Source organism: Lysinibacillus sp. NPDC097162 (assembly GCF_044762185.1).
Lineage (GTDB): Bacteria > Bacillota > Bacilli > Bacillales_A > Planococcaceae > Lysinibacillus.
In genome coordinates, this window is the sequence record NZ_JBIWDT010000001.1 from 1,413,433 (window position 1) to 1,431,138 (window position 17,706).

Annotated in this window: 18 protein-coding genes and 1 pseudogene; 6 read left to right on the forward strand and 13 right to left on the reverse strand. The window is 34.5% G+C overall.

Annotation, left to right across the window (positions count from 1 at the left end):
• Positions 1–318 precede the first annotated feature (318 nt).
• From ACIQXW_RS07095 to ACIQXW_RS07105, 3 genes are all read left to right on the forward strand, one after another.
• Positions 319–684 carry a hypothetical protein gene (locus ACIQXW_RS07095; RefSeq protein ID WP_340824646.1) on the forward strand — a complete coding sequence of 122 codons (366 nt, stop codon included), beginning with the start codon at positions 319–321 and terminating at the stop codon, positions 682–684.
• A gap of 35 nt (positions 685–719) precedes the next feature.
• Entirely contained in the window at positions 720–998 is a 279-nt protein-coding gene (locus ACIQXW_RS07100; RefSeq protein WP_402760730.1) for a hypothetical protein, read from the forward strand.
• Positions 999–1,192: 194 nt separating this feature from the next.
• Positions 1,193–1,654 carry a DUF6241 domain-containing protein gene (locus ACIQXW_RS07105; RefSeq protein ID WP_402760732.1) on the forward strand — a complete coding sequence of 154 codons (462 nt, stop codon included), beginning with the start codon at positions 1,193–1,195 and terminating at the stop codon, positions 1,652–1,654.
• A 397-nt stretch (positions 1,655–2,051) separates the two neighbouring features.
• Here ACIQXW_RS07105 and ACIQXW_RS07110 read toward each other — a convergent pair whose 3' ends face one another.
• The 5 genes from ACIQXW_RS07110 to ACIQXW_RS07130 all read right to left on the reverse strand — a co-directional run bounded on the left by ACIQXW_RS07110 (position 2,052) and on the right by ACIQXW_RS07130 (position 6,181).
• Positions 2,052–3,407 carry an FAD-dependent oxidoreductase gene (locus tag ACIQXW_RS07110; protein WP_402760734.1) on the reverse strand — a complete coding sequence of 452 codons (1,356 nt, stop codon included), beginning with the start codon at positions 3,405–3,407 and terminating at the stop codon, positions 2,052–2,054.
• Positions 3,408–3,499: 92 nt separating this feature from the next.
• The gene (gene arsB, locus ACIQXW_RS07115; protein ID WP_402760736.1) at positions 3,500–4,558 is read right to left on the reverse strand and encodes an ACR3 family arsenite efflux transporter; all 1,059 of its coding nucleotides are present in this window, start codon (positions 4,556–4,558) and stop codon (positions 3,500–3,502) included.
• Positions 4,551–4,877 (reverse strand): ArsR/SmtB family transcription factor, encoded by a 327-nt coding sequence (locus tag ACIQXW_RS07120; protein WP_402760738.1) that lies wholly within the window; start codon positions 4,875–4,877, stop codon positions 4,551–4,553. Before ACIQXW_RS07120 ends, arsB begins: the two co-directional genes overlap by 8 nt.
• A 214-nt stretch (positions 4,878–5,091) precedes the next feature.
• Positions 5,092–5,514, reverse strand: a complete 423-nt coding sequence (locus ACIQXW_RS07125; RefSeq protein WP_402760740.1) for a hypothetical protein — start codon at positions 5,512–5,514, stop codon at positions 5,092–5,094.
• 43 nt (positions 5,515–5,557) lie between these two features.
• Positions 5,558–6,181, reverse strand: coding sequence for a flavin reductase family protein (locus ACIQXW_RS07130; protein ID WP_340824632.1), 624 nt, complete (start codon positions 6,179–6,181; stop codon positions 5,558–5,560).
• 164 nt (positions 6,182–6,345) lie between these two features.
• On the opposite strand from ACIQXW_RS07130, the gene ACIQXW_RS07135 reads away from it, so the two are divergent.
• Complete coding sequence (locus tag ACIQXW_RS07135) at positions 6,346–6,687, forward strand: winged helix-turn-helix transcriptional regulator (RefSeq protein ID WP_402760742.1); 342 nt, start codon at positions 6,346–6,348, stop codon at positions 6,685–6,687.
• A gap of 284 nt (positions 6,688–6,971) precedes the next feature.
• Here the strand turns inward: ACIQXW_RS07135 and ACIQXW_RS07140 are convergent, their stop codons facing one another.
• The 3 genes from ACIQXW_RS07140 to adhP form a co-directional block, all read right to left on the reverse strand.
• Positions 6,972–8,171: a DUF2812 domain-containing protein gene (locus tag ACIQXW_RS07140; RefSeq protein ID WP_402760744.1), complete on the reverse strand. Its 1,200-nt coding sequence runs from the start codon at positions 8,169–8,171 to the stop codon at positions 6,972–6,974.
• The gene (locus ACIQXW_RS07145; protein WP_402760745.1) at positions 8,164–8,484 is read right to left on the reverse strand and encodes a PadR family transcriptional regulator; all 321 of its coding nucleotides are present in this window, start codon (positions 8,482–8,484) and stop codon (positions 8,164–8,166) included. The genes ACIQXW_RS07140 and ACIQXW_RS07145 overlap by 8 nt, the downstream gene beginning before the upstream one ends.
• A gap of 366 nt (positions 8,485–8,850) precedes the next feature.
• Positions 8,851–9,867 (reverse strand): alcohol dehydrogenase AdhP, encoded by a 1,017-nt coding sequence (gene adhP / locus ACIQXW_RS07150; RefSeq protein WP_340824626.1) that lies wholly within the window; start codon positions 9,865–9,867, stop codon positions 8,851–8,853.
• A gap of 313 nt (positions 9,868–10,180) precedes the next feature.
• Between adhP and ACIQXW_RS07155 the strand changes: the two genes are divergently transcribed.
• The gene (locus ACIQXW_RS07155) at positions 10,181–10,411 is read left to right on the forward strand and encodes a gamma-type small acid-soluble spore protein (RefSeq protein WP_340824624.1); all 231 of its coding nucleotides are present in this window, start codon (positions 10,181–10,183) and stop codon (positions 10,409–10,411) included.
• A 435-nt stretch (positions 10,412–10,846) separates the two neighbouring features.
• Here the strand turns inward: ACIQXW_RS07155 and ACIQXW_RS07160 are convergent, their stop codons facing one another.
• The 5 genes and pseudogenes from ACIQXW_RS07160 to ACIQXW_RS07180 form a co-directional block, all read right to left on the reverse strand.
• Entirely contained in the window at positions 10,847–11,056 is a 210-nt protein-coding gene (locus ACIQXW_RS07160; protein ID WP_340824623.1) for a hypothetical protein, read from the reverse strand.
• A gap of 237 nt (positions 11,057–11,293) precedes the next feature.
• Positions 11,294–11,791: a DinB family protein gene (locus ACIQXW_RS07165; protein WP_402760748.1), complete on the reverse strand. Its 498-nt coding sequence runs from the start codon at positions 11,789–11,791 to the stop codon at positions 11,294–11,296.
• Positions 11,792–11,931: 140 nt separating this feature from the next.
• A pseudogene (locus ACIQXW_RS07170) lies at positions 11,932–12,066 on the reverse strand (glycosyl transferase family 2); the annotation flags it as partial.
• 296 nt (positions 12,067–12,362) lie between these two features.
• Entirely contained in the window at positions 12,363–13,511 is a 1,149-nt protein-coding gene (locus ACIQXW_RS07175; RefSeq protein WP_402760750.1) for an MFS transporter, read from the reverse strand.
• Positions 13,512–13,781: 270 nt separating this feature from the next.
• Complete coding sequence (locus ACIQXW_RS07180; RefSeq protein ID WP_402760751.1) at positions 13,782–15,761, reverse strand: Na+/H+ antiporter; 1,980 nt, start codon at positions 15,759–15,761, stop codon at positions 13,782–13,784.
• A 667-nt stretch (positions 15,762–16,428) separates the two neighbouring features.
• On the opposite strand from ACIQXW_RS07180, the gene ACIQXW_RS07185 reads away from it, so the two are divergent.
• Entirely contained in the window at positions 16,429–17,646 is a 1,218-nt protein-coding gene (locus ACIQXW_RS07185; protein ID WP_402760753.1) for a polysaccharide deacetylase family protein, read from the forward strand.
• The last annotated feature ends 60 nt before the right edge of the window (positions 17,647–17,706 follow it).

A 17,706-nucleotide genomic window follows, 5' to 3' on the forward strand; every position in this document is an offset into this window, starting at 1 on the left:
GTGAATATTTTCTTAATTCTAAATTAACTAGTCGTTCTCCAAAAGCGATGCACTGCAAATTTATCATGCTTTCACAGAAAACTTATTGTTTGTCAATAATAAATAAGCGCAACCAACGTTATGTTTACGCTTATTAAGCGTAATTTTGTAATTCAAAAAATTCAACTTGCCATATTTTATATCGTCCGACACTGAAGGTATTTCCTTTTACTAAAAAATTTTTGGTTCATAAGTTGTTTTTTTTAAACGAATGTACCTTTATAAATTGTTAGTTCGAACTACAAATCACAATATAACAATCTAGGAGGAGACAAAATAATGACATGTTATGAAAATAGCGTAAACACGTCACAGGGCAAAAGAGCAAAGCTTTTTGTTTGTGCAAGAAACAATGGAATCAATGTTGACGTATCACTAAGAGGTCAACCAGGAGAAGATGTAGTGATTCGAGGTTATGTTCAATTAGTTTTAGAAGAAGCGAATCAGTATGACGCTTGGGTTGAGGTTTCTTCCCAAAATGAAGGGTTATGGAAAGATTCTACTATTAAAGACAAAACCGCAAGGATTTTCCATCCTTACTATCCTGGAAAGAGCATAGTGCGAGTTATTGTAAAAATATATTCTGATGCAAATTACAAATATCTAATTGGTATAGCATCCACTAATGCTTTCGTTCGTCAATAAAGCAACAAAAATATTACATTTGGAGGAGATATATTTTGGTATGTTATGAAAATAGCGTAATCACATCACAGGGCAAAAGAACAAAGCTTTTTGTTTGTGCAAGAAATAGTGGAAACTACGTTGCCGTATCACTAAGAGGTCAGCCAGGAGAAGATGTAATGATTCAAGGTTATGTTGAATTAATTTTAGAAGAAGCGAATCAGTTTCAGGCTTGGGTTGAGGTTGCTGTCCATCGTCCTGGCTTCTGGGAAGATTCGAGGATTAGTGGCATGAACGGTCGTCTTTATCGTAATAAGAAAGGTATACTTGTATGAGTTATAGCAAAAATATATGCCGATGCAAACTACAAATACCTAATAGATATCGCATCGACAAATGCTTTCGAGCGTTAATAGAACTAAATAAAAACACCTTCGTCTCCTACGTAAGTAGGAGACTTTTCGCTTGTTTGACCACAATAAATTTGGGATAATTGTTATGAGAAACTTGTACATAGAGGTGATTAGAATTGAAAAAAAGCTATAAATGGAGTCTTCTATTTGTAGTTGTAGTATTAAGTGTAAGTATATTTTGGGTTATTAATAAAAATGATAAAGAGAAAGATTCAGACATTGCCGAAGATAATAGAGAAGAATCTATTACATCAAAGACTCGAGATTTATCTTGGGTAGATGGTGTTCATGCCGCAATGCTTGATGATTGGAAAAGTGGAGATAAAACGTTTAATGAGCGTCTAGTACAAGAAGTGATGCTAAAGATGACGTACCAAAAGCTCGATACACATGCAAATGAAGGTTCAATAGAGATAACAGCGCAAAGAATTGATAATTTAATACAGATAGCTGAAGAAGAGAAAGCCGTCTTTTTTCATAGTGAAACATATATAGATATATTAAAACGTTGGAAAGAAAATGATTTTTCAACAGTTGAAGATGACAATAAACTACTACATTCGCTCTTTGATAGATGAATGACAAGCTACACTACAACAATTTACTACTGCTTCGGTCACTAGATATTACATATAATAGCCTGCATAATTCAAATTGTAGACTGAAGTCAAAACCAAAGATATTTGACTTTGACTTCAGTTTTTTTTTACACTATATTAGTGGCTGAATTGTACATACCTATCTCGTTAAGAATGTGCCCCCTATGTTATCCCCTATTCATTACAATGAACAAAAACTCATTTAACAACCTCCTATATTTAATCCTTATTAAATTATCCAACAGCGCGTGTAGGGACTGGTGAAGGCAATCTAATCTACCTCTCTATTATTGCATGACGTCTTTCATCCCCTACCATCACATTTCCCTCTTGTTGTTCTAAAAAGCACTGTGAGCTTTTGCTAACAGTCGATTCATTAACAACATGTATTTGATTGATTGGCAAGATTAATACTACATACGCCTGTTTCCGGAAGATCCAATTCCACACGTTTAGATGCTTCCTCATCGCCAGATAAGTAAGATGTTATTGAACGGACTTGTTCATAGCCCGTTGCCATTAAAAATGTTGGTGCGCGGCCATAGCTTTTTGCACCGACAATATAGAAGCCTTTTTCTGGTTGTCTTAGTATTTCTTCTCCATGTGCTCTTACTGTTCCACAACTATGCTCATTAGGGTCAATTAGTGGTGCTAATGCTTGCACACTTTCAGTGGCTGAATCAATAGATAGGCGCAGTTCACTGTTTATTGAAAAATTAGGACGATTACCTGTATTGACAATAAGCTCATCGAATCCTGTTAATACGTTCTGTTTACCTTTTAAAGTACCAATAATATTAATTTTTTCTTCTTTTTTAACCTGAGAAATATAGAAAGGTGTTACTACCTCAACTTTACCTGTATCTACTAATTCATGAATACGGAAACCGAGTGCGCCTCGTGCTGCTAATGCATCTTTACCTTCGCCACCATAAGCGTCTTCTACAAAATTTTTTCGCAAAATCCATACTAACTTTGTTGAAGGATTTTCTTTTTGTAATTCTGCAAGTGTCAATAACGTATTGATCGCTGAATGACCACCGCCAATAACAGCAATCTTCTTATTGGCATATCTCTTACAATTCGAATTTATATCTGGAATACTATACTCAATGTGATTTGCTAATGCTTTTTCATTTTGTAGCCATATTCCTGTAGAATTTGCTGGGTTTGGATTGCCCCAAGTACCTGTCGCATCTATGACAGCTCTCGCCTCTATGACTTTGATGTCGTCCTCTTTTTCAACATAAACATTAAAGGATTGATTTACTCGGTCTTTTGTCTTCATCTTGTCATTAAATTGTCGTGAAATCCCTACTACTTTTGCGTTTAATTGAATATTAGGCTTAATTTGTCCTAACTCTGCCAAAGGTTTTAAATACAGATCAATTAATTCATGTCCCGTAGGTAACTTATCTAAATTAGGTTGTACCCAATCAGAATGCTCTAATAAAGCTTTTGCAGCTTTATTGATGTTATATCGCCATGGAGAAAATAACGTAACATGCCCCCAACTACGAATATTATGTGCTATTTCCTGCCCTGCCTCTAATAAAATGAATGATTGCTTTTGTTCTACTAGATGAGCTGCTGTAGCTAAACCAATTGGGCCTGCGCCAATTATTACAATGGGTAAAGTATTATTGGATTTATTTATGCCCTTCTGTACCTCCATATCGGTAGCGGGCGTACAACAAGATCCACTTTGATTGATTACTTTTATTGATTTCATAAATAACTTCTCCTCTTTTATTATTATATAAGCATTTCCTTATATAAATAGCATAGATATACATTTATTTAAAAGTTTATAAGGATTGCTCCTTATAATTTATTAGTTTTAAAGTATTTTTGTTGCCAACGTAAGGCAACCCAAACAAGTCCTATAAGAACAGGTACTTCTACAAGTGGACCAATAACAGCAGCGAATGCCACCCCACTATGAAGGCCAAACACGCCAACTGCTACGGCGATAGCTAACTCAAAATTGTTACTAGCGGCTGTAAAAGACAAAGCTGCTGTAACAGGATAAGATGCGCCAGCTTTACGTGAAGAGAAAAATGAAACAGCAAACATCACAATAAAGTATATAAATAACGGAATTGCGATTCGAACTACATCAAGTGGCAATTCGACTAATTGCTCACCCTTTAGGGCAAACATCATCACTATCGTGAACAGCAGTGCAATTAAAGTCAGTGGTGAAATCTTCGGTAAGAACTTTTCTTCATACCACTGTTTCCCTTTCGTCTTAATCCCTATCCAACGAGAGAAGAACCCTGCTGCAAATGGAATGCCTAAATAAATAAGTACGCTCTTTGTAATCTCCCACATGGAAATGGAGACATGGAAATTCTCTAAACCAAACCAGCCAGGAAATACATTTAAGAAAAAGTAAGCAAATATTGAATATGTTAAAATTTGAAAGATAGAGTTAAAGGCAACTAGACCAGCTACATATTCACGGTCTCCACGTGCTAAATCATTCCATACAATGACCATGGCAATACAACGAGCTAAACCAATCATAATGAGTCCAGCCATATATTCTGGATAATCATGAAGAAAGATAATAGCTAAAAAGAACATTAAAAAAGGTCCGAGCAACCAGTTTTGAAAAAGTGATAGTAAAAGAACCTTCCAATCCTTAAATACTCGCCACATTTCTTCATACTTAACTTTCGCTAAAGGCGGATACATCATGACAATTAACCCTATAGCAATCGGTACCGATGTTGTACCGATAGACATGGACTCTAGTGCTTCTCCAATATTGGGCATCGTAATACTCAATAAAACACCAATACCCATCGCAACAAATATCCAAAGGGTAAGGTAACGATCTAGAAAAGAAAGCTGTTTGGTTAAAGATTCATTACTCATTATCAGTTCCCCCTACATGGCTACAATCTGTGCTACAGTTGCAGCCGTTTAAAGGCTGAATTTGTTCTAAAATGCCCTTCATTAATGGCGTTTGTTCCTCTACTAAACGGTAATGTTTCCTAGTCCCTACTTTTCGTTCCGTAATAATGCCTGCCTCCTTTAATTTGCGTAGATGCTGACTAACTGCTGGCTGTGATATGCCTAAAACATCCACAAAATCACATACACATACCTCCCCATTTTTCATACATGCAAGTAATTTAATACGGTTCAAATCAGCTGCTGCTTTTAATTGTTTTTCAATTAGTGTGTTTTCCAATTATCTGCACCCCTTACATAATCATTTGCTTATATATTAGTTTAAATAAAATCACCTCGTTAAAAAAAGGTGATTTATCAGTATATAACTATATACTTATATTATGATTTAATGTTTTGATTTGCAATAGATAATTACTCAATTTGAAAATTTTTTTTGAGAACGCCTTTAGTTTAATAAGTTCGAAAAAGTAGTGGCAATTTTTTTAAAGTTGTTAGTTTTCTATTCTAATGAAGCATTTTTCTAAAATCTCTATTGTTTCAATTTGTAGATTGTTTAAATCAATTTTTAAATAATCCTCACGCTCTGCACCTTCTTCGCCCAACCAACAAATATAGATTTCACAATAATCACCTTGTGGAAGCAACTCTTTTAGGAAAAGACATAAATGTTGAAAAGTCTTTTTTGATTTTTCATAGTTATGTGTTGAATGAATCTTTTGATATTCATTTATTTGCCAAATAGTTTTGCTTTTTTCAAAAACTTCATAAATATAGGGCGTAGAAAAATGCTTCTGCTTAACTACATTCCGATGTTCTTCGTCTGAGAAAACATAATTAATTTCAACTTCATCCTCTTTATAAAACTCATAAAGTTTTACTGGAAAGTTTAACCCAATATAAGTTACCATACTCATTTTCAAAACTCCTTCTTTCTAATAGATATTAGCGAAAAAAGCATTACCGAAAGTTTTGTCCATATGAAAATGAAGGCATCAGTCCGGCAAAGTCTCCTGCCAAACTAGCAAGCGGCTTCCACTTATCGATAGCTATTTTATAGTTTCCTGCATAGATTGCTTCGTCTATTTGGACACATTCAACTTTTCCAAGCACTAAATAATCGCCACCGACAGGAATAATTTGGGCTAACTTAAGTTCTATCGAGATTGGGGCTTCTAGCACGGCCGGTACATTCAACACTTTACCATTCTGGACAGTTACACCAGCAAGCTCAAATTCATTTTTCTCTGGCTCTACACTAGCGGATGAACGATACATCGCTTCCCCAAGCTGCTCAGGTACCATATTAATTATATATTCCTTTACATCACGAATGTTCGTTAATGTATCCTTAATGCTTCCCTCTCGTTCATTTACACCTGGTCCTATTGAAATTAAAAGTGTTGGTGGATTTCGAGAAGCAACTGTAAAAAAGCTGAAAGGTGCTAAATTTAAAATACCATCCTTACTTTTGGATGAAACCCATGCAATCGGTCTTGGTATAACAGAGCCAATTAACAATTTATACATCTCATCCTCGCTCAAATCATTTGTATTAAATATAAGTTTCTGTTCTTTAGACATCTATTCATCCACCTTCAACTATATTTGATTAAGTAATATGTCGATTCTATAATAGAATTATTATAGACTTCAAAACTACTCATAATTCCATCTTAAATTTTATACTCGAATACAAATAAAACTAGTATGCACTTTTTTGTTAGGTACTTACTTAAAGGAGAGTAATGTTTTTGCCAGAATTAAGTAATAATTTCACGAGACACAACAAACAAAAACCTTTTGACTTCACATTATCGTTAATCGGTGGCAAATGGAAAATGAAAATCATGTATGAATTATCCTCCGATACGATTTTACGTTATGGAGAGTTAAAGCGGAAAATTCCAGCTATCACTCACAAAATGTTGAGTTCTCAGTTAAGAGAACTAGAGGATTCTGGAATTGTTTACAGAGAGGAATACCCGCAAATTCCTCCAAAAGTAGAATACTCCTTAACGCCAAAAGGAAAGAGTTTAATGCCAATATTAGAGGAAATGTGCAAATGGGGCGTGGCAAATCAAATATGAAAAGTGCTATGTGGATTTAATTCAAGATTGCGGACAAACAAAGAGTGCTGAGTGGGGCTATTCCTTATTTGATCTTGCCGATTGAGGATGTTGTCCATGTATGAAATGCTTGAGAATATGGAAATGAAGCTAGAGAGTAATAAAAGGCTTAGAAAAATCTGCTAAGCCTTTTTGAAGATTTCATCAAACTAACTTGTTTGACGTTACTTTAGAACCGCATTTGCTATTGCTAGAGCTATGACCAGATTGAGTTTGAATCTGTCTACTACAGGTCGAATTAATTTTTATTCTGATATTAAATGAATCTTCTCTATTAGATTTTCTATTATTGAATTTATTTCTGCATATCCATAGTAACGAACATATATAACGGCTTTACCATTAGAAGCAAACACTTCTTTTGAAGCCCCTTCCTCATGAACAATCAATAGATCCAATTGTGGATGATTTATTTCAACAAAATTCTCATGACTATCCCCATACCTATATCTTTTTATTAAATCAGCGATCAGATTATCCGTTAGAGCCGATATGCTCAACTGATAAACCTTCGTATGAATACTTGGTGAATATTCACCACTCCCGTCTTCCCACATTTCTCCGGGAACGATTCCACTTTCATCTGTATCATATTGCATCGGTGCTAATGGACCCCAATTATATGTATATCGGTTTTCCCAATCAACACCATCTCTCATATATGAAGTTTCTCCTCGAATTAATGCAGGATTCTTCTCGATATCTGCTAATCTGACAATGGGTAAATCTACATTTTCTTTGGGCAATGTTTTCGTCTCCCCTTTTACAAGCTGTAACAATGGAAGTATTGCACTCAATCCAATAACTACTGTAATGAGGAAAGCTAAAGTTGAATTTAATCGGTAGTGCTTTTTCCAAGGGGCATGATGATCAATCGGTTTTCCTTCAATAAGATTTTTTCGCAAAGCACGAATGGAAAAAGCTGCTTGTAGCGCATTATAGGTCGTATATCCGATAAAGGCGGTTACAATAGTTTGTTGAATAGCCAATCCTTGAACCAAAATGAGCGTAGGTGTTCCATCAAGAAACCAAATAGCACACAACATACCGATCATTAAGATCATGGCACCAGTAGCTATACATGCATTCATCGCTAATTTCTTATCCAGTTCCTTTAATGTGTACGATTGCTCAGCGGGATCTGTATGTAGTTCTGGTGCATTGAGTTCAACGGGTGAAGAATATACGTGAAAAAAATTATAGCTTGTTACATAATCCCATCCACTTTCCTCATACATCTGTATTTGTTCTGGCGTAATCTTCTTATTTATGGATACATCTATTCTGAACCTCATTTTTTTCGGTTCACCTTTACCAAAATGGGCGAAATGTAACCCCATCTTTTTTAGATGGAACCCCATTGCTGCCATGTCTGAAAACCAAGATTCATGTTCACCGATGCGCCAATAATCACTAGGTCGAAGTTTACGGACGATTTTATTCATGATCATCACCTTCCTCTAAAATGGTGCTATCTTTTATCAACGCTTTTAATCGACTGTACTCGAAACGCAGCGCTTGCTCTCCTTCTGTTGTAATTTGATAGGTCTTCCTTCTGCCATCATCTTCCGCTAATGAAATAAGACCGTCTTTTTGCATTCGGGAGAGTACACCGTAAAGTGTCCCCGGTCCCATTTTTAATCGGCCATTCGAAACTTCTGTAATGGAATGCATTAGCTGATACCCGTGGTTAGGACGCATTAATGCTAGTAATACATAATACATTGCTTCTGTCATCGGTCCCCCATTATATGCCATCGGTTACAAACCTTCTTTCATTCTATAAACTATTATGTTATACGATATATCGTATAACATAATAGTACTTAATGGTATATCTAATGTAAATAAATATAAATAGTTTTTACGTGGTCAATTAAATACATGTTAATAGATAATTTGATAAAGAACTAACAGCCTAATGTAATTTTCTCGATTTCAACTAAACATAAAATATTAGTATCACGATTTTTATATGATAAAGGTATATATTTTAAGTAAACGAATTTATTTGGCGTGTAGTGTTATCTGATTACAAGCTTACTTACCTTACATAAAATATCCATAACAATAAAAAGACAAGTGTAAATTTAATTTACACTTGTCTTGCAATGAACAATTCATTTATTTTGTAAAGTCAATAACCATGCGGCCTGTAATTTTACCTTGTTCCATTTCTTCCATAATTTCATTAATTTCTTCGATTTTACGTAATGTTACTTTCGGTACTACTTTACCTTCTGCTGCAAATTGGAATGCTTCTTGTAAGTCTTGGCGTGTTCCAACTAATGTGCCAATTACTTGAATACCGTCTAGAACTAAACGTGGGATATTCAAATCCATAGTATCTACAGGTAAACCAACAGCGACAACGCGTGCGCCAGCTTTTACAACATCAATCGCTTGGTTGAATGGCGTTTTAGCTACAGCTGTAATTACTGAAGCATCTAAACCTCTACCATTTGTCAGCTCTTTCGCTTTTGCAATTGGGTCTTCATTTAATAAGTTTACGACAACGTCTGCACCTACTTCTTTAGCAAACGCTAACTTATCATCATTTATATCGAATGCAACTACTTTTGCACCGTAAACATTTTTAGCGTATTGGACAGCTAAGTTACCTAGACCGCCAATACCAAATACCCCGATCCATTGCCCAGGACGGATATTTGATACTTTCACAGCTTTGTAAGTTGTAACGCCTGCACAAGTTACAGAAGAAGCGGCTGCTGGATCTAAATTATCAGGGACTTTTACAGCATAATCAGCTGATACGATAACTTGCTCAGCCATAGCGCCATCTACTGTGTAACCTGCATTTTTTACGTCACGACATAGTGTTTCGCGACCTGTCGTGCAGTATTCACAGTGTCCGCAGCTTTCATACATCCAAGCGATTGATACACGGTCACCAACTTTTAGAGAAGTAACGCCTTCAGCTACTTCAATAACTTTACCAATACCTTCGTGTCCTAGAACGATTCCTGTTACATCACCAAAATCAGCATTTTTTACGTGTAAATCTGTATGACATACACCACAAAATTCTGTTTGCACTAATGCTTCACCATGTTTTAATGGTCTAAGTTGTTTCTCTTCCACACTTACACTTTTTTCTTTTGTTACGACTGCTGCTTTCATAATTAATATGCCTCCTTAAAAGTAAGAAATTCATGTTAATTAACAAATGTGCATGCACTTAAATGTGAATTCGCTTCCATTTTAAAAAAGATTTAAAATGAATACAATATATTTAGATAAATTCATAAAAAATAAGTCAAGTTTCCCAAAAAATTGCTATATTTTTATATAAAGTGAAATATCTTATATCTAGATGGTCGTCGTTTAGTTATCAAAGTTACTTTTCCTGAATGAGATTTGTTAATCTTTTCTAAAATAAATTAAGGATACTAAATCATCTTCTGTACAGACTAGTTGCAGGAGGTGATTTTCAATGGCTAACAATAATCAATATAAGACAGATGTAAATCATGTAAAACAACAAAATCAACAAGCAGAAGCGAAGAAAAAATATGCTTCTGGTTCAACGAACTCGATGAAATCAATGGATGTGGAATTTGGGACTGAAACGGATGTAAACCATGTGAAACAACAAAACCAACAAGCAGAAACGAACAAAAAATATGCTTCTGGTCGTTATGCAAACGAAAATAATTCAAAATAAGTTTAAGCTCCTAAAACCGGCAATTATTTTGCCGGTTTTTTTTGAATTATTTCTTCGGTTATTCAAAGCTTTTGAACTAAAGGCTAAGTTAAAAGGACTGTTAGCATGCACTAACAGTCCTTTTTTAACAACATGTATTTGATTGACAAGATTAATACTACATACGTCTGTTTCTGGTAAATCCAATTTTACATGTTTTGATGCTTCCTCATTGCCTGATAAGTTAACAACCCGGTAAGTTAATTCTTATTATTGAACTAACTCAACTCATTAGTTTAATAAGGAATGACTTCTTCACAAATATTATCAAAATCTACTCAGTAATAAATATCCAAAAAATCACCTTATCTATAAAGTAACTATAGGAATAAGGTGATTTAAATCAAACTAATATAAATAACGCCAATTATTTTAAAATAAAAATCGGCACTACGTTTAGCGTGATTCTTTTATAGGTTGGCATTCTTCACATTTTGTTTGGTTTTTATTTTTAAATTTCGCAAATGTTTTTTCAAAGTTATTACCACATGCACATTTGAATAGTAACTTTTGAGAAAATCCGAGATACTCCGTCGTTAGCAACTTACTTTCCGAATTGTTTTCAACAAATTTTTTAATTTCACCAATCGTCCAACGTTTATTCATTCTCATACACCTCCATACTTTATCGTTCTGCGGAGGCTTCTTTTGGCATCCGTTCAAATAAAAAAGTCTTAATTATCTTAAGCTCCTCATTATAACATGAGCTGACACACAATAAAACAGATGAAAGGTATCTAATTATACTAAATTCAACGCTATTAACCCCCTTACTACATCAAGTAAGGGGGTGTATTTATTTTTATTTTTGACTACCTTTTATTGAATAGCTATTCTACAAGTTCATTGGGCTTCCTCGTCTGCTGAAGGGCCGTAGAAACCTGGCACCGGAATATCGAGTAGGCGTAAGTATACCCCAAGCTGCGCACGATGGTGGACCATATGGCTTATACCAAAGGTCCGGAACGCAATCGCTCTTGGCTCTCGTTGGATGATATAATCACCATGGCGCAGTGTCCATTCTTCGCCAAGCGTTTTTTCGTCGCATTCGGACAGTAACTTTTCAAGCTTGCCGACGTTCATATCAAACTCATCCAGAATGTCAGAGCGTTTTTCTAAAGCCTCTCGCCGTAGCGGTACTGTAGCGAGATCAAAGTCCTGGTACTGAAATATTGCAATTTGCCAATTTAATAGGTTGATCAGGTGTGTGGCTAGCCCGCCGAGCGTCATCGATTTTTCGTGTGGCCGCCATGACATATGCTCCTCGGGCAAGCGTTCCAAAATGCGACGCGTAGAAGTTAGTTCTTGTGTTACGTCGCCGATAATTAAATGTTTAACCATTTATTCCTCTCCTCCTTTATCGTTAGGTATAACAATCTGCCAGACTTATTTCTTTTGATAACTTCAACAAAAAAAGCGTTAATCCTTCTTCGATTAACGTGCCAATTTATTTATATAGATTTTATACAAGCTGTTCCCTTTTATCTGTCTTGATTTTCATAATATGCTTCATCCGCATATTTTTGGTCTGTTCCTTTAAGATAGGCTAGAATCATTTTCGGACGTCTAAGTAAAACCCAGTCACCATGTTTATCAAACTTTCTGCTGGAAGTTAGGGCGGGTATGACGATGGAAATTTTTAAATCCCCTTTATTCTTAGCTTCTGAAGTGTTTATACAATCTCCCCCACAATTTAAATATTAGCTTTCTAATTCAAAATATATTCAATTGTAAAAATGAAAATGTCTGCTTGAACTAAAGTGCACAATTAGCTTATTCCATAAAAAATAAAACTAGCCTCCATTTTTAGGGGACTAGTTTTATTTATATCTATTTATGATTGCATTCTTTTTTTCTTGCCAGTATTGTACAAAATTTACTGTATATAGTATTTTTGATTAACCTACTCCAATTACTCTAATTTTCTTTGCATTTTAAAGGTTATTATAGAGATGACTATTGCAATGCAAGTAATTGTACCACCGATTATTGCATTTAATTCAACATAATATGAGTCTATAATAGTTCCCCCGATTGTGGAGCCTATAGCCATCCCAATATGAGCACCAGAATTATTTAAGCTTTGATGGATATCGGATGTAGAAGATGCAGAAGAAACGATATAGCTTTGAATAGCAGGTTGCAGTGACCAACTTAGCAAACTCCATAATAATATTGCCCCAATGAATAGAACAACGGAAAATTTCAGTAGTGGTATCGCAATAATAGTTATTGTAAATAAGGACAATACTGAAATAATAGTCCGTTTTGCACTAATACGATCTGTAAAATAACCACCTAATAAACTTCCAAATATCGAGAATAAACCAATGATTAAATACATAAGGCTAAGAGATTTCTCTGATAGATTTAGTGTTGACTGTAGAAATGGTGTTAAATAAGCATATAGAGTCATGTGACCTGTGAAAAACACGATAGAGATTGAATGAATAAGTAAAATTTTTCTATCCTTTATCGCTTTTACTTGTGCTTTTAAAGGCAATTTCTTATTTGGCTCAATTTTTCCCAATGCGAAAAATACTATTAACATAAGCAACAATGTCAAAATGGCAATAAATAAAAATGGTGCTCTCCAACCTAATTCGCTTCCCAACCATAAACTAAACGGAACTCCAAAAACGAGAGAAGCACTAACCCCCATTAATACAAGGCCAATTGCTCTTGCTGTATGCGAATCATCGCTTATTTGAGAAGCAATTGTGATGCACAACGAAACAAGGAGCGACGCACACATAGCAGATAAAATTCTTGCTGCCATAAGGAAAACATACAAATCACTCAACACAATTATCATATTCGTCACAAAGAAAATGAACAAGACAATTAGAAATAACCTTTTGCGCTCCATCTTTGAGGTTAAAGACAATAAAATGGGTCCTGATATTGCAAAACTTAACGAAAACATTGAGATTAACAATCCTACTTGGCCATATGAAATATTCAAATCTTCAGCTATAAGTGGAAGCAATCCTCCAATAACTAATTCAACTAGACCTACTATAAAAGTAATAATCGCAAGTAGGTAAATTCTTTTATCCATCTTCTCACTCCTAAATAAAATAAAAAAAATGCAGAGCTCCTAAGATGCTAGGAGGCGCTGCATTTAAACATTTGCTTTGTTAATTCGCTAACATGACGTCCATAGTCATGTCGCCTTATGCAATTATTTAATATAAATAATATAATCAATCATTTCACTTTACAAGCAAAAATTTTCACTTCCATAGTTTTTTGATTTTAATAATAGCTGGTGTTGTAACTTGAATATAACTATTTATTCCGAAGAAGAATGAACCTACGCATTCACGTTCTACTCTTCTTCTTCAAGTAAAATAACACTTTCTAGATTAATAACAAATCTTCTTAATTCTTTTGCCACTTCATTATTAATATTTCCAGCTTGATACCATTCATTTATAAGGCTTCGTTGTGTTTCAATTGCTATTAAAGCTAAGTATTCTTTTAGTTCCTCCTGTTTGGAAGAATCCAATTTATTAGTAGCATATTGTGGGTGACGATAGTACATCGCCACTTTTTGCGCAATATCTAAAGCATGTTCATTCGTTTCTTGCACATGCCTTACAATTGAAGATGATACATAATCCGTTAAATCTTTTTTTACATTATTTATTTGTTCTACAATATCGATAGGTAGTTTGCTCAACTTGCGTTCATGTGAAAAATTACGCAAACGACGTTTTAATAAAGTAAATGAACGGTTATTCAACATATCTTTTCTTTCTTTAAGAATATAGTTTATTTCATGTTGGATTGTTTGATTAAATCCGTGCTCAGTCATATATTGATGTGTATAAAATATTTCTAATTCCATCCCAACTTTCCTAGCTTCCAGTATTTTTTGCTTGTAAGTTTGAAGTACTGCCTCTGATTGTTCTAGCTCAATATTTAATAGCATGGCGTTATATTGATTTATTAAACTTAAAGCAACTGGAGCATTTTCCTCATCTGTTTCAAGTTGAATACTTTGAATTGCATGTTCAATCATCTTTCGTTTTTCATTCATTAAATTGGATTGTTGTGATGCTTCCTGTTTGTTTAAAAAAGGTAAAAATAAAGTAGCCATTACCAAGGTAAATAAAATGACACCTGCTGCTAAGAAGAGAAGTAATTGCCGCTCAGGAAATAGTTCCCCTTGATTGGTTAGTAATGGTATCGATAAAATCCCTACCATCGTGATTGTTCCTCGAACCCCAACAAGTGTTGTCACGATATGATCTTTAAATGTTAAAGTATCTTCACTTTTAAATAGTTTTTTATCCAGTAGATCGAAAAACATCGTCCAAATAAAGCGGATACCTAACACCAGAAAACCAATAACCAATACATATAAAATGAGTATACTATTGTTAATTTCTTCACTGACGAGTATAAGTTTTGTTGCAGTAGGTAGCATCAATCCTAGTAAAATAAAAATAATTCCATTTAATGTGAATGTTAACATTGACCAAAAATGCTGTGTTACTAAATGTTCCTGTGCAATAATACTTACTGCTTTTTCTTTAATAATGGTTGCAATAATTCCCCCTGCAACGACAGCTATAACACCCGATGCGTGAAATACTTCTTCGGATAGAAAAAATAAAATAAAGGGTGCTAGTACTTGTAGCAGTACGTAAAATGTTACATCTATAATTCCTATGCGCCGTAATTGAAGGCGTATCCAAAACAGAAATAATGCACCGAATATCCCAATAAGTGCGCCTACAAAGAACATATACATAAAGTCAATTGTTGCTGATTTTATTGAAAAATACCCTGTTACAATTGCTGCAACAGCATATTTAAACGCAATTAACCCCGATGCATCGTTAATTAAAGATTCGCCACGAACCAAATTCATTATATGGTCTGGAATGTGGACTCTTTTGGCGATACCATTGACCGCGACTGGGTCAGTTGGCGATAAAATAGCCATTAATGCAAATGCAGCAGCTAATGGTATTGAAGGAATCATCCAGTGCACAAATAAACCACCAATAATAGTAGTTAATAATACTAAAACAATTGCGTTACCTAATATAGGTAACCTCATTTTCCATAATTGTTCACGAGGAAAATGTGCCCCATCATAATAAAGTAACGGAGCAATAAACAATAGTAAAAACCATTCTGATTCAATCTCAAAGGTGAAATCTTTTGTTACTAAAGCAACGACAATGCCAACTGCTATTTGAATAAGAGCAATTGGAATGAAAGGAATATAATGTGCGAGCACATTTGTAACTAATAATAAAACAAGTAGAAATAATATTGAGATTAAAATTTCCATGTACGGTCCCCTTTTTGTAAAGCATTCTGTATTATAATTTTTCAAATCCAAGCAAATTAGAATGGATTAATTTCCCCTTCACTTATAAACTACCCAAATTTGTTCTTCTCTACTGCAGTAAATGCTTTTTCAACAGTTAGCTTTTGTTAAATGACTGTAATATACACTCATTTTTCCAATCACAAAGCGTTTATAGGCATCGATAAAGCCGTTTCCTTAAAGGGAAGCGGCTTTTTTGCAATAAACTGAACTTCAGCTTTGAAGAGGTTTGGACTTATGTACAATTTTGATATGCAAATAATTAGCATTAATCCCTGCTCATTTTATTAGACGACAATTTATTAGTTTCATTCGAAATTACTGAATACAACTATATAAAGGAAAAATGGTAGTTTATTTAAAATGAGGTAATTTCTATAAGTAACAAAAAAATAGTGAAATATAAATTATAATATAATAATATTAATATAGTTCTTATTAACAGTAGTACTAATAACCCCCTTTCTTGGGTGTAATAGGAGTGAAGAAAAAGGATTTCGGTTTGGCTTGCACCTTTAACGGGTATATGCCAGCGAGATAGGAAATTATGGATAAAAAAAGGAGTGTACTACAAATAATGCCGAAAAATCTTTTGAAAACTAATGATTTCCAAAAAGGGATTAAAGGAATGAGTAAAAAAATCTTTTCTTCTTCTCTTGCTTTAGCGATTAGTTTTGGTGTTTTAGGATCTACAGAAAAAGCTTTTGCAGGAACTGCTTCTTCTCCAGATGTTTATGTAAATGGTAAACAAATTACTTTTACATCCGATTCTGCACCAGAGCTTTTAAATGGAACAACTATGGTTCCAATTTCGCAAATTATCCCCTCTATGGGTGCAACAGTTGTATATAACGGGACAACAAAGGAAAGTACAATTACAGATAATGATGGAACAGTTATTAAAGTAATTGTTGGAAGTAAAACAGCTTACAAAAATGGTGTTCCATTTACACTGCCACAAGCCCCTTATATAAAAGGTGGGAGAACAATGGTTCCAACTAGAACGTTCTCTCAAGGTTTTAATAATACAGAAGTGAATTGGGATGGTTCACCTAACTATGTTGTAGGTATTGTGCATGATACTTTTAAATTTCCGATTATTATGTATCACAGCATTAGTTCAACTGCACCTACTGGAACTGGTTCTGGAGCAGAGATGCCGACTTCACAATTTGCAGAGCAAATTGCTGCCTTAAAAAATGCAGGGTTTGATGGTATTTCGTTTGATGAGTATTTGACATATAAAACTACTGGCAATTTACCTTCAGGGGTTGATAAGCCAATTATTATTACATTTGATGATGGCTATGAAAATAACTACACAGAAGCTTTCCCAGTACTTCAACAGTATGGGATGAAAGCAACAATGTTTGTCGTTTCAAGTCAAATGGGACAAACTCCTGGTTCTTTAAAGCATTTTGATTGGAATCAAGCTCAAATGATGAAAAATTCTGGTCTAATTGATATCCAAAGCCATACACATGATCTTCACAAAAAGCATGATGGAGTTACTGGTCCCGCTAGTCAAAGTTTACTTTCAGCACCGTACTACAATGAAACACAAACACAATATGAAGCTCGTATTAAAGCAGATTTACAAGCCTCCTATAATGCTATTAAAAACAACATAGGGATTGGAAATACGCAAACACTTGCTTATCCATACGGTCAGACTAATGCAACTGTTGAGAAAGTAGCTTTAGAAGTAGGGTTTGATTTAGCACCTACCGTTAAATTTGGCGTAGCCTTTAAAGATTCTCCTAGACACCAACTCGACCGAATCACAGCTAATGAAGGGCAATCAGGCTCATCATTACTAGCTGAAATTGATCAATATTCATATTAAACTACTGGATTATAAAACTAGGGATTGGTTTATATCAGTCCTTAGCTTCTATAATAAAAT

Excerpts from the sequence above, each read along its gene's own strand:
- ACIQXW_RS07095 (WP_340824646.1), top strand. The coding sequence starts at position 319 with ATGACATGTTATGAAAATAGCGTAAACACGTCACAGGGCAAAAGAGCA.
- ACIQXW_RS07110 (WP_402760734.1), bottom strand. The coding sequence starts at position 3,407 with ATGAAATCAATAAAAGTAATCAATCAAAGTGGATCTTGTTGTACGCCC.
- arsB (WP_402760736.1), bottom strand. The coding sequence starts at position 4,558 with ATGAGTAATGAATCTTTAACCAAACAGCTTTCTTTTCTAGATCGTTAC.
- ACIQXW_RS07125 (WP_402760740.1), bottom strand. The coding sequence starts at position 5,514 with ATGAGTATGGTAACTTATATTGGGTTAAACTTTCCAGTAAAACTTTAT.
- ACIQXW_RS07130 (WP_340824632.1), bottom strand. The coding sequence starts at position 6,181 with ATGTCTAAAGAACAGAAACTTATATTTAATACAAATGATTTGAGCGAG.
- ACIQXW_RS07135 (WP_402760742.1), top strand. The coding sequence starts at position 6,346 with ATGTTTTTGCCAGAATTAAGTAATAATTTCACGAGACACAACAAACAA.
- ACIQXW_RS07140 (WP_402760744.1), bottom strand. The coding sequence starts at position 8,171 with ATGAATAAAATCGTCCGTAAACTTCGACCTAGTGATTATTGGCGCATC.
- ACIQXW_RS07145 (WP_402760745.1), bottom strand. The coding sequence starts at position 8,484 with ATGGCATATAATGGGGGACCGATGACAGAAGCAATGTATTATGTATTA.
- adhP (WP_340824626.1), bottom strand. The coding sequence starts at position 9,867 with ATGAAAGCAGCAGTCGTAACAAAAGAAAAAAGTGTAAGTGTGGAAGAG.
- ACIQXW_RS07155 (WP_340824624.1), top strand. The coding sequence starts at position 10,181 with ATGGCTAACAATAATCAATATAAGACAGATGTAAATCATGTAAAACAA.
- ACIQXW_RS07160 (WP_340824623.1), bottom strand. The coding sequence starts at position 11,056 with ATGAATAAACGTTGGACGATTGGTGAAATTAAAAAATTTGTTGAAAAC.
- ACIQXW_RS07165 (WP_402760748.1), bottom strand. The coding sequence starts at position 11,791 with ATGGTTAAACATTTAATTATCGGCGACGTAACACAAGAACTAACTTCT.
- ACIQXW_RS07175 (WP_402760750.1), bottom strand. The coding sequence starts at position 13,511 with ATGGATAAAAGAATTTACCTACTTGCGATTATTACTTTTATAGTAGGT.
- ACIQXW_RS07180 (WP_402760751.1), bottom strand. The coding sequence starts at position 15,761 with ATGGAAATTTTAATCTCAATATTATTTCTACTTGTTTTATTATTAGTT.
- ACIQXW_RS07185 (WP_402760753.1), top strand. The coding sequence starts at position 16,429 with ATGAGTAAAAAAATCTTTTCTTCTTCTCTTGCTTTAGCGATTAGTTTT.